Source organism: Nocardia sp. NPDC051787 (assembly GCF_040681325.1).
In the GTDB taxonomy this organism is placed as follows: Bacteria; Actinomycetota; Actinomycetes; order Mycobacteriales; family Mycobacteriaceae; genus Nocardia.
On sequence record NZ_JBFAYO010000044.1, the window covers coordinates 38,190 to 48,643 of the forward strand.

Consider the following 10,454-nt stretch of genomic DNA (forward strand, 5'->3'; position numbering starts at 1 on the left):
CTCCGGCATGGAAGACTGCCACGCACCATCCGGAGGGCCTGAGGTCCCGCTATGGCCTCAGGCTACTGCGTTTCCCAGACACCACGACTTCCGCAGTCGACAGCATGTTGAAAGGAACTAACCCAGACCCACACCCAGGATCGAAAACGCGCAGTCCGGACCGCCCCCTTCCACCACGACGAGCCTCGAACCAGCCAGGACGTCCACGGACTGGAGGGCCCTGGCTCAGCGCGCCGTACGGGCCGCGAATTCACCCCGCCGCAGCGTGATACAGCTCGCGATGCTCCACCCACGGACGCTGCCGCTCCTCCGGACTCATCGCCAGCAACGCCCGCAACTTCCCCCACGCCACCTCATCCACCGGCGTATACACCTGCATCCACGCATGCGGCACCGACGGCAACGACATACTCGTCAAAAACATCTCGAACTCCCCCACCGCCAAATTCCGCACCTGCTTTGTCCGACTCGCCGGAACCGCCACATCGTTCAACGCCCACAACGACGCAAAAGTCGCACTCTCCGAACACAATTCGGCGATAAACTGCTCCCAGTCCGGATCACCCAGATTCTTCGCATTCGCACCACGCAGATACCCCACCATCCGACGCAGATCATCCCAATTATGGTGATAGGTATTGCAGCACTCCGGAGGCAGGAACACCCGTCGCGCCACGTTCCGCTCCCCCAGCAGAAACCCCGGGCACAACGCCTCGTACGACTTGTTGTGCGCCAGCACGTCATACCGCGCATTCAACACCACACCCGGCAACGGCTGCAGATGATCCAAAATCACCTGCAACTCCTCCGGCAGCGCCGTAACCGCATGCGCCACTGGCACCGTCGGCACATCCGCCAACCGATACAAATGCGCCTTCTCCGCCGCATCCAACGACAACGTCCGCGCCACCGCATTCAAAACTTGGACACTGACATTGATTTCGCGCCCCTGTTCAAGCCAGGAGAACTTCGGAAAGGGATATCGATGCGCGGAACGGACCGGCGTCGCTGCACCTGTCGAAAGGTTCAGGTCAGAGACGATTCCGGGTCACTGCTGCACCGCCAACTGCACCCAGCGGGACGTATAGCATGGTTGACACCATGCCGTCGCGGCCGACCGCTGCAAACAGCCCACCGCCCGCCGAAGTGCGTCTGCCGACCCCGTCATCGAGACAGTCGCAAGAACGCGCACCACGCCAGCGAGGCCGGGCCGCGGTGCGGAGTTCGGCAGAAGCGGCTATTCGACGGTCATCTCCCCCATCTCAGACCAGTCGGTGGCATCGATGGTCTGACTGATAATGCGCGGGGTCTGCGCGAGGGCCGCGGGAAGTTCGGCCATTGCGGCCTTGAAGTGGGCGCTGCCGACGTGTGCACTGCCGGCGGCCTGGTCTCGGAATGCCTCCACCAGGACAAATTCGGTCGGGTCGTCGACGCTGCGAGACCAGTCGAACCAGAGATTGCCCTCCTCGGCTCGAGTGGCGGCGGTGAACGGGCCGACGATGTCGAGCCATTCATCCGCCATTTCCGGCTTGGTCTTGAATTTGACGACGATGAAGATCATCACGCGCCTCCTACGGTTGACCGGGCTGCCGCGACACAACCCGACTCCCGCTGGTGTCGGGCGGTGATCGTTGCGAACATCCCATTGTCGGACGGCCACTAGATGTTGGAGAGCCGAACGAAGCCTCCAGCCAGATCACCGAATCCGGGTGCGACGATCGCGCCCGGATTCACGTGGATCAGGGACTTCGAACTGCACGGCACTGCGACTATCGAACAACACCGACACTCCCATGGGTTCCGTGGAGACCTGGAGAGAAGCCCGGGATCCAAGGTCTCACGTCGTTCTACGTGTATGTGGTGGATTCGGTGCGAGTGCACGGGTCTCCGGCTATAGTCCGCCGAGTCCTGTGGCCAGCAGGACTGCCGGGGAACCCACCCGGCACCTGGCCGCCGCAGTGAGCCGGATGACACTGTTGCGGCAGATCAGAGCCCTACGTGATCCCGCAGTGCCGGTCCCGACGGTGCTCGGCGTCGACGACGTCGCGCTGCGCCGTGTCCACCACTACGGCACGATCCGAAAGCCCGGAGTGCTCTTCAGGTGTTCAGCCGCCGAAGGCGGGCTGAGGCAGGCCCTGCCCGATGTCGGGAAGCACGAGTAAGGAACCAGCCAGGGGGTCGGGGTGGGTGAGTCCGACCCGCGCCGTCGTGACGTACAGGTCCGACAGGCCGTCACCGCCGAACGCGCAGGCCGTAGGTCTGCGAACAGGTAGCGGCACGACGCGGTCCAGCCGACCCTGCGAGGTGTAGCGGCGCAACGAACCACCGTCCCAGAGGGCGACCCATACGGCACCGTCGGCGTCGACAGTGAGCCCGTCCGGAAATCCCGCTCCTGGTTCTATTTGCACCCATGGCGTGCGGCCGGATGCGCCGTCGGGCGTGTAGTCGAAAACATCGATACGCCGGGTTGGCGTGTCCACGAAGTACATTCGGCGTCCGTCGGGGCTCCAGCCGATGCCGTTGCTGACTGTAACGTCGTCGAGTACGAGGATGGCCGTTCCGTCTGGCATGATGCGCGACAACGTACCGCCGCCTGGTCTTTCGTCGTAGCGCATGGTGCCCGCCCACAGTGTGCCGTCCGGCGCGACTGCGGCGTCATTCCCCCGACGGCCAGGAACCGGGCTGTGGTGCAGCCAGTGAAAGTTGTTCGCCGCGTCGTAGCGACCGATCCCGTCGCGCATATTGGTTACCAGTCCGCTGGTCAGGCACGGTTTCGCCGCGCCGATATGCTGGTCGGTGGCCATGTGTGAGTCCGCACCGGATTGCGGATCGAAGCTGTGTATGCGGCAACCGAGAATGTCCACCCAGAGCAGCCGACCGGCGGCGACGTCCCAGGTAGGGCCTTCCCCGAGTTCGGCATCGTCGACAACGGCTTCGCACACATCCGTCTTCGGTGTCATCTGTTGGCCCCTTGTCTTCGAGTTTCCCTCGCCGCATCGAGCTCGACTACAAACAACTGCTACCCGGATTGGCGACGGTTTCCGGAGCTGTCGCCCATCCGCCTCCCGTGGTCACCCGGTTCTGAAATGAGCGCGACGGCCGCTTCGGCAACGGCGTGCGGGGGCCCATCCGCGGCCAGGGTGGTGCCCCGTTCGGAGGGTTGCAGCGGCTCGAGCGCGGCGAGCTGGGAGTCGACCAGGGATGCGGGCATGAAATGACGGTGGCGCTGGCCCACCCGCTCGATCAATTCGGCGCGGTCTGCGGTAAGCAGCAGGAAAAAGACGGCTGGCGCGGTAGCGCGGAGGATATCGCGGTATCGGCGTTTGAGCGCAGAGCAGGCTACGACGCCACCGGTACCGGCGGTGTCGCGGTCGTGCAGCCAGCGGCCGACGGCGGTGAGCCAGGGTTCTCGATCGGCGTCCTCCAAGGGGATGCCCGAGGACATTTTGGCGATATTCTCCGGCGGATGGAAGTCGTCCGCGTCGGCGAACGGGATGTCGAGCCGGGCTGCGATCAGACGCGCGGTGGTTGTCTTTCCGGTGCCGGAAACCCCCATGACGACCACGCACGGCGGGCGCGGGCCGGTCGGGGATGCTGCGGGTGCGGGAGTGTTCATCGATTGCGGGTGGTGCTCGCTGGTCCCGGGGCACCCGCAGAATAGTCGTCGAGCGGTATCACGTCCCGAGACCAGGCCGAAATGATGGGAGTCATCACCCGCCAGGACTCTTCCGCTTCGTCCCCGCGGATGGACAGAGCCGGATTGCCGAGCAGTACATCCAGCAGCAGCCGTCCGTAGGCGGGGAGATCCGGCAGAGGAATCGGTGCGGTCATGGTGACCGGGACCAGCGTGTCCACCGCAGCACCGATGGTCGTGAGGGCGAGAGTGAGGTTTTCGGGGTCGAGCCCGAAACGTAGGACGTTCGGTGCGGTAGTCCCGTGGTGACCGAAGGGCATATGGGGGACCGGACGGAAGTGGATGGCGACTTCCTTGCGGTCGGCGGCGAGGGCTTTGCCGGTGCGGAGCACGAAGTTTGTGCCGGCCCATCGCCAGTTGTCGATCGACAAGTGGACTTCGGCGAAGGTTTCGGTACGCCGTTGTGGATCCACCCCGGGCTCGTCGGTGTAGGAGGGAACATGGCGGTCTCCGATCACGCCGGCGCTGTATCGGGCGCGACGGGTGCGGCGCGGAATGTCGTCGTCGGACACGGTGCGGATCGATCTCAGGACGTCGACCTTGCGATCGCGCAGATCGCGTTCGGACAGGGTGATCGGTGGTTCCATGGCCACCAGGCAGAGCAATTGCAGGAGATGGTTCTGCACCATGTCCTCGAGCGCACCCACATGGTCGTAGTACCCGGCACGTGCTTCGAGGGTGAGGGTCTCTTCCCAGATGATCTCGACTTCGGCGATATGCGCACTGTTCCACAGTGATTCGAGCACCCGGTTGGCCAACCGGCTCCCGAGCAGGTTCTGCACAGTGGTCATGGCGAGGAAATGGTCCACCCGGAAGACTGCCTGCTCGGGAACCAGGTCCGCCAACAGCCGGTTGAGGTTTTCCGCGCTGGCGAGATCCTCTCCGAACGGTTTTTCGAACACGAGCCGACTACCGGACGGCAGGTGCGCGGCGTGCAGCGTCTGGATTGCGGTGGGGAACAACGCCGGCGGCAGCGCCAGGTAGACGGCCACCGGTCCCTCACCGGCAATCGTTTCGGCCACCTGCGCCGGATCCCCGATATCGGCCTGCCGGTATCGCGCAGCCGCGAGCAGCGCCTTCCTGGTGTCATCCGAGATACCCGGACCGTGCCGATCGAGCTGGGTCGCGGCCCATGCCCGGAACTGGTCCTCGCTGCGGTCCTTCCGATCGGCGCAGACGATGTCGAAGTCCGCGTCCAGCCGGCCGGCCTCGTGGAGCGCGGCCAGCCCCGGCAGCAGGTAGCGTCCGGCCAGATCCCCGGTGCCGCCGAAAATGACAAGTCGTCGGATCATCGTGTGGCCGCCTTTGCGCGCGCCAGGTTCACCCCGGTCGCGATGACCCCGATATGGCTGAACGCCTGCGGGAAGTTACCCATGAACGCCCCGGTCGAGGGGTCGATCTGCTCGGAGAACAGGCCCAGGGAGCTGGCGCGGGCGCATAGCGCGTCGTAGAGCTGCTCGGCTTCCTCGATACGGCCCTGCAGAGTCAGATTATCGATCAGCCAGAAGCTGCACAGGACGAAGGCACCCTCGTCGCCGGGCAGGCCATCGGACGATTCGTCGTGCAGGTACCGGTAGAGCAGTCCCCCGCCGGCGTCCAGGCGGTTGGCGATTGCCGTAGTGGTTGCCACCATGCGCGGATCGTCGGCGGCGACGACATGGCGCAGCGGCAGCGCGAGCAGGCTGGCATCCAGGGCAGAACCTCCGTCGAGATGGGCACTCAACGTCTGAGTCCGCTCGTCCCAGGCACGCTTCAAGATGGAGTCTCGGATGTGCGCGGCGGTGGCGCGCCACGTACCTACCGGTCCGGACAACCGGAAACGTTCGCCGATTGACGCGGCCCGGTCCAGCGCGACCTGGCACATCGCCGCGCTGTAGGTGAAAGCACGGCCCTCGTTGCGGACCTCCCAGATTCCTTGATCCGGCTGTTCCCACGCGCGGCCGGCCGTATCCGCCAAACCGGCCAGGCCGGCCCACAGGGCGGGCTGCAACTCGCCACCGGCGCGCAGCCATTGGTCGGCGCAATCGAGGATCTCACCGTAGAGGTCGTGCTGGCGTTGATCGGCGGCGCCGTTGCCCCACCGGACCGGTGCGGAACGCCGGTAACCGTCGAGACCGGCGTCGGATACCTCGTCCGGTACCGGGTCGCCGTCGAGGTCGTACATGATGCGAGGCTGCTCTCCCCGTTCGACGGCGTCGAGGACCCAGCCGAGGAATGCGTCTGCCTCGCCGTGAAAGCCGATGCGGCGGAAGGCGAATACCGCGTAGGCGGCGTCGCGGATCCAGACATACCGGTAATCCCAGTTGCGGATACCGCCGATCGGAGCCGGCAGCGAGGACGTCGGTGCGGCGATCACCGCCCCGCCGGCCCAGTGATCGCACATCTTGAGCGTGATCGCGGCACGCCGGACCAGTTGCTGTTGCGGGCCCGCGTAGTCGCAGTCGTCGAGCCACGACCGCCAGGCATTCGCGGTATCACGCAGCAACGATCCGGCGTCGAACCGGTGGTGGCGGTGAAACCGTCCCCAGGACAATCCCAGGTCCAACTGCTCGCCCTGGGCCAGGTCATGGGTGGTGTGCAGCCCGGACATCGGCCGGTTGCTCCGTAGATGCAGCCGCAGGCGAGGCTGGGTGTGCGGGCGGATCTCGAGGCCGCTCAACACCGGTCGCACCTCGGCCCCACCGCGCGGCGCGACATTCACCGACACCCGCACCCGGCCCTCGACCACCCTCGCGCTGCGCACGAGTTCCGCCCGATCCGCTGCGGCATCCTCACCGAGGTCGGCGCCCGAACGCAGCACCATCGCATCGGTCAATCGCAGCACACCCGTGGCGCAGCGCAACTCGGTCTCCAGCACTCCGGTATCGGGCCGGTAACGCTGGCGGCCTTCGAGCAAATCCGTGGGTGCAACGGTGAAAGAACCGCCGCGGGCATGATCGAGCAATCCGCAGAACAGCGGTTCGGCGTCGAACCGCGGAATGCACAACCAGGGAATCGAACCGTCGACACCGATCAGGGCAGCGGTGGCACCGTCGCCGACCAACCCGTAGTCCTCGAGCGGAAGGTAACCGTCGGTGCGTCGGATCGGCCGAAACGGTGGATCAGGGTTGTGCATGTCACCTCTTCCACAGCGCACACAGCGAAGCGGCAGCGGGTCTCATCGGAACCGGATCAGCACTTTCACGACATCGTCGAGTTTCTTGTCCGCAACCTCGAACGCTCGTTCCATGTCGTCGAACGCGAACTCGTGTGTGGTCATGTCTGTCGGATCGACCCGGCCGGCCTGCAGTAGGCGAAGCAGGCGCTCCATACGCAGGCGCCCGCCGGGACACAGTCCGGTGTTTATCGTCTTGTCCGCCATCCCGACTCCCCATTCCACCCGGGGAATCCGAACGAACTCGCCCTCACCGAAATACCCCACAACGGACACGGCTCCACCCGGCTTGGTGATCTTCACAGCTGTCTGGAACGTGACATCGGCACCGAGCGCTTCGATCGCCGTATCCACGCCCTCGCCGCCGGTCAGTTCGAGTATTCGTTCGACCACGTCCTCGCTCGTGAAGTCGACGATCTCATCGGCTCCGTACCGGCGAGCCAACGATTGCCGCTGCGGTACCGATTCCACGCCGATGATCAGACCCGCACCCCGTAAACGTGCCCCAGCCGTCGCCATCAAACCCACCGGCCCCTGCGCCAGGACGGCCACGGTACCGCCGATCGGGATATTTCCCTTCTCCGCACCCATGAACCCGGTCGACAGCATATCGGCGCAATGCACCGCCGACTCGTCGGCAACCGTGTCCGGAATGACCGCCAGATTCGCATCGGCATCATTGACGTGGAAATACTCGGCGAAGACACCGTCTTTGGAATTGGCGAACTTGAAGCCCCCGAGCGGTCCACCCGATTGCGACGGGAAGCCGTTCTGTGAAGCCGGATCACCCCAATCCGGGGTGATCGCCCCTGACAAGACCCTGTCGCCCGGCCGGATACGGGCGACTTCGCTACCAACAGTGTGAACGACCCCGACCGCCTCGTGGCCCAACGTCAGGTTCTCTCGCGGACCGATACCGCCACGGACCGTATGGGTATCGGATGTGCAGATGAGAGCCGATGTTGTACGGACCACCGCATCGAACGGGCCGGGCTCGGGAACAGACTTTTCGGCGAAGCCCACCGCCCCGATTTCCTTCATGACGAAAGCCTTCATAATCGCCGCCTCTCCCCAACGCTCTACGATGACGGAACGGGCAATCGAGGGCAGAACTGAACCGAATTTAGCAGCCCCCGACCCACCTGCCCAGGATCGTTACGACCATGCAACGTGAGAGACTGCGGACGCAATCGACCGAGCTTCGGCTCCGTCCCACGACGTCAGACTTCACCGAACCCTCGACGATGCTCGGCGGCGTGCTTTACGACAGGCACGCCCGGCGGGCGGCCGTCGGGCCAGAAGCCGGCTTTCCTATTTCCGGGCACTGCACCGGACTGCATGTTTCTGAGGACGAGAAACTGTTCGTCCTCAACCACTTCCAGGAGTCCACCAGCGCCACCCAGGGCCCGGACGGAGCGTTCTTCACCCCACACGGGTTGGCGCACGACATGGCGATCGAGGTTGTCGGCACCCGCATCATCGACCTGGGACTGAGGTTGCGCTTCATCCTGTGCTGCACGCTCGACTTCAGTGATCTCGCTTCTCTGCTGAGTCATCCGCGTCTCCTATCGGTGCGCTGGTGATTCCTTCCGGAGAGTCAGTCTGCCCCACAATTCCTCCGCTCACAGCGAAATGCATTACGCTGCATTGGTTTTGGCGCCCGATGCCTGACGCGGTCCAGTCCTCAGTTCCATCGCGGTGACCAGCCCGCCGCAAGGCGAGAGGCTGCCGCCGCGGTGACCAGCCGCCACGAAGGGTCCTTAAACGATCGTTGTCTCGACCCTTCGGCGCGGGCGGAAACGCCCAGCTGGATGGATTGCCCAACCCGATCTCAATAGCATCGTCCGAAAGACCGCTAGGTCGCCGCAGCAATGTCCATAAATCGATCGGTTCTCGACATCCCGAGGTTTCATCCGTATGGGGTGATCCCTGCGCCTGGGAGGTGCTCATAGCCTGTGGTTGAGCGCCGCGTAGAGGTGGGAGCCACTGTGGGGGTCTGCCGTGTGCGCTGACCCGTTCGACCGGCTCAGCGCGACACGGCTCGGGAGTCTCGGGTGACGTGGCCGGGTTGGTGTCGTCGATGGCAAGGCCCAGTGCACGATCTTGTTGGAGGGGCAATGACCAGGATCGATTCGCAGAACTTCACCACCCTGCTCGACACCATCGCCCAGCGCCGCAGCGCCGGCGACGGCAGGGTTTCGGCGGAGTCCTCCACTCACATCCCCGAGGTCAGAGCGGCGGGTATCCCGCAGGAGGTCAAAGACGCCCTTCAACCCGCCGATACCGGCATGCTGGACCAGCTCAACCACACCCGCGCCGCCGCGTACACGTACGCTCAGCGCGTTCTCGCCGGTGACATCTCACGCGAACAGTTCGAGGACCTGATCAATCAACTGATGGACAGCGACCAAACCCAGTTCACCCAGCTGCAGGACTCGACCAAGGCAAACCTCCAAAGCCTCGGCCACCAGCACCCCGACTGGCAAGTGATGATCCTTTCCGTATTCGGATCGGTCACCGACCTGCAGATCGACGTGCTGACAAAGGAATTCAACTTCCTCCAATTGCTGATGTCGAACACACCCCAGCAGGAAGGTCAGGTAAACGGATTCTTCAGCGACTTGATGCGTCACCTCCAGGACGGATGGAGTCAAATCGTGGGGTGATACCGGCAGCTCGGCTTGGGCTCGGGTGTGCCTGTGCGGGTTCGCGCCACCGCTTCCTTGTATGTAATCGATGCCCGAGAGGTCCCGGCTCGCAGCAGGCATTGGTCCTTGGAGACCAACCCGCTCGCACGACATATCTCCCCGCCGAGCGGACGTTCCTGCGATGGGCAGCGGCAGACTCCGAAGAAGAACTCGTCGCCGCAGCGCAGCAAGCATTACAAGAACACATCACATGGGATCCAGGCGAAGACCTCGTGTGGGAAATACGAGAACCCGTCATGCTTTTCGACTCGGCCTGGCCGGGAACTGAGATCGAACTCGACAACCAGCTCCACATCGCCCTCGATCCAGGGCGATATCGAGTCCGGGCAACCTACATCAAGAACCCGGGCAATTGGATGATCCTCGTTCAGCTCCAGCCAACCGTTGACAAGCACCTCAACGACACCACTGGAACGGAGGTTGCCTGAATCTTACTGATCCACAGGTCTTGACAATATCTCATCGAAGGAGAGGGCAATGACCAAAGCGGAACAAGATCTCGAGGTGAAGCAGGATACGTTGTCCGAAGCATCGAAGTCGGCGGAACGTAGCTCGGTCGGCTGGTACAAGCTGTACAACGATCTGGACGTCCCCGTCGAGGTTGTGCGAGCAGCCGGCCCGAGCGGGACCCGCCTGGGGGTGGTCTCCATAGCCCCCGGCACCACCAGCGAGCAGTTCGATGACGGAAGCACCATCTATTGCTGGCTGGGCACCATCACGCACCAGATATACGACTGCTCCAACGGCATGGTCTGGTACCACTCCAGCGGGAACCTGCGAGGCAACCAGGTCAACAACCTGAGCTGTGAGGTGCCCGGAGGGTCTCGGACAGTGGCCCAAAGTAGGATTGGGTAACACTGAACGGAGTTGTTTGTGGCACAGAAGAAGTCGCGGCATT

At 64.0% G+C, this 10,454-nt stretch carries 11 protein-coding genes; 4 read left to right on the forward strand and 7 right to left on the reverse strand.

Going from position 1 to position 10,454, the window contains the following annotated elements; all coding sequences use genetic code 11:
* Positions 1 to 250: 250 nt before the first annotated feature.
* The 7 genes from AB0M45_RS31150 to AB0M45_RS31180 form a co-directional block, all read right to left on the reverse strand.
* A complete protein-coding gene (locus AB0M45_RS31150; protein ID WP_364336562.1) occupies positions 251 to 910 on the reverse strand; it encodes a transcriptional regulator in 660 nt (219 codons plus the stop codon).
* A gap of 327 nt (positions 911 to 1,237) precedes the next feature.
* The gene (locus AB0M45_RS31155) at positions 1,238 to 1,561 is read right to left on the reverse strand and encodes a putative quinol monooxygenase (protein WP_364336538.1); all 324 of its coding nucleotides are present in this window, start codon (positions 1,559 to 1,561) and stop codon (positions 1,238 to 1,240) included.
* A 544-nt stretch (positions 1,562 to 2,105) separates the two neighbouring features.
* The gene (locus tag AB0M45_RS31160; RefSeq protein WP_364336540.1) at positions 2,106 to 2,960 is read right to left on the reverse strand and encodes an SMP-30/gluconolactonase/LRE family protein; all 855 of its coding nucleotides are present in this window, start codon (positions 2,958 to 2,960) and stop codon (positions 2,106 to 2,108) included.
* 59 nt (positions 2,961 to 3,019) lie between these two features.
* On the reverse strand, positions 3,020 to 3,616 hold the full coding sequence (locus tag AB0M45_RS31165) for a gluconokinase (RefSeq protein WP_364336542.1): 597 nt from the start codon (positions 3,614 to 3,616) through the stop codon (positions 3,020 to 3,022).
* On the reverse strand, positions 3,613 to 4,986 hold the full coding sequence (locus AB0M45_RS31170; protein WP_364336544.1) for a glucose-6-phosphate dehydrogenase: 1,374 nt from the start codon (positions 4,984 to 4,986) through the stop codon (positions 3,613 to 3,615). Before AB0M45_RS31170 ends, AB0M45_RS31165 begins: the two co-directional genes overlap by 4 nt.
* Positions 4,983 to 6,809 carry a glycoside hydrolase family 15 protein gene (locus tag AB0M45_RS31175; protein ID WP_364336546.1) on the reverse strand — a complete coding sequence of 609 codons (1,827 nt, stop codon included), beginning with the start codon at positions 6,807 to 6,809 and terminating at the stop codon, positions 4,983 to 4,985. Before AB0M45_RS31175 ends, AB0M45_RS31170 begins: the two co-directional genes overlap by 4 nt.
* A 42-nt stretch (positions 6,810 to 6,851) precedes the next feature.
* Positions 6,852 to 7,871 (reverse strand): zinc-binding dehydrogenase, encoded by a 1,020-nt coding sequence (locus tag AB0M45_RS31180; RefSeq protein ID WP_364336548.1) that lies wholly within the window; start codon positions 7,869 to 7,871, stop codon positions 6,852 to 6,854.
* 233 nt (positions 7,872 to 8,104) lie between these two features.
* On the opposite strand from AB0M45_RS31180, the gene AB0M45_RS31185 reads away from it, so the two are divergent.
* The 4 genes from AB0M45_RS31185 to AB0M45_RS31200 all read left to right on the forward strand — a co-directional run bounded on the left by AB0M45_RS31185 (position 8,105) and on the right by AB0M45_RS31200 (position 10,411).
* The gene (locus tag AB0M45_RS31185; protein WP_364336550.1) at positions 8,105 to 8,431 is read left to right on the forward strand and encodes a hypothetical protein; all 327 of its coding nucleotides are present in this window, start codon (positions 8,105 to 8,107) and stop codon (positions 8,429 to 8,431) included.
* A gap of 534 nt (positions 8,432 to 8,965) precedes the next feature.
* A complete protein-coding gene (locus AB0M45_RS31190) occupies positions 8,966 to 9,514 on the forward strand; it encodes a hypothetical protein (RefSeq protein WP_364336552.1) in 549 nt (182 codons plus the stop codon).
* On the forward strand, positions 9,493 to 9,984 hold the full coding sequence (locus tag AB0M45_RS31195) for an Imm21 family immunity protein (protein WP_364336554.1): 492 nt from the start codon (positions 9,493 to 9,495) through the stop codon (positions 9,982 to 9,984). Before AB0M45_RS31190 ends, AB0M45_RS31195 begins: the two co-directional genes overlap by 22 nt.
* Positions 9,985 to 10,033: 49 nt before the next feature.
* On the forward strand, positions 10,034 to 10,411 hold the full coding sequence (locus AB0M45_RS31200) for a hypothetical protein (RefSeq protein WP_364336556.1): 378 nt from the start codon (positions 10,034 to 10,036) through the stop codon (positions 10,409 to 10,411).
* The last annotated feature ends 43 nt before the right edge of the window (positions 10,412 to 10,454 follow it).

Bases quoted from the DNA above. Each gene is read 5' to 3' on its own strand.
- AB0M45_RS31155 (WP_364336538.1), bottom strand. From the start codon at position 1,561: ATGATCTTCATCGTCGTCAAATTCAAGACCAAGCCGGAAATGGCGGAT.
- AB0M45_RS31160 (WP_364336540.1), bottom strand. From the start codon at position 2,960: ATGACACCGAAGACGGATGTGTGCGAAGCCGTTGTCGACGATGCCGAA.
- AB0M45_RS31165 (WP_364336542.1), bottom strand. From the start codon at position 3,616: ATGAACACTCCCGCACCCGCAGCATCCCCGACCGGCCCGCGCCCGCCG.
- AB0M45_RS31170 (WP_364336544.1), bottom strand. From the start codon at position 4,986: ATGATCCGACGACTTGTCATTTTCGGCGGCACCGGGGATCTGGCCGGA.
- AB0M45_RS31175 (WP_364336546.1), bottom strand. From the start codon at position 6,809: ATGCACAACCCTGATCCACCGTTTCGGCCGATCCGACGCACCGACGGT.
- AB0M45_RS31190 (WP_364336552.1), top strand. From the start codon at position 8,966: ATGACCAGGATCGATTCGCAGAACTTCACCACCCTGCTCGACACCATC.
- AB0M45_RS31195 (WP_364336554.1), top strand. From the start codon at position 9,493: ATGGAGTCAAATCGTGGGGTGATACCGGCAGCTCGGCTTGGGCTCGGG.
- AB0M45_RS31200 (WP_364336556.1), top strand. From the start codon at position 10,034: ATGACCAAAGCGGAACAAGATCTCGAGGTGAAGCAGGATACGTTGTCC.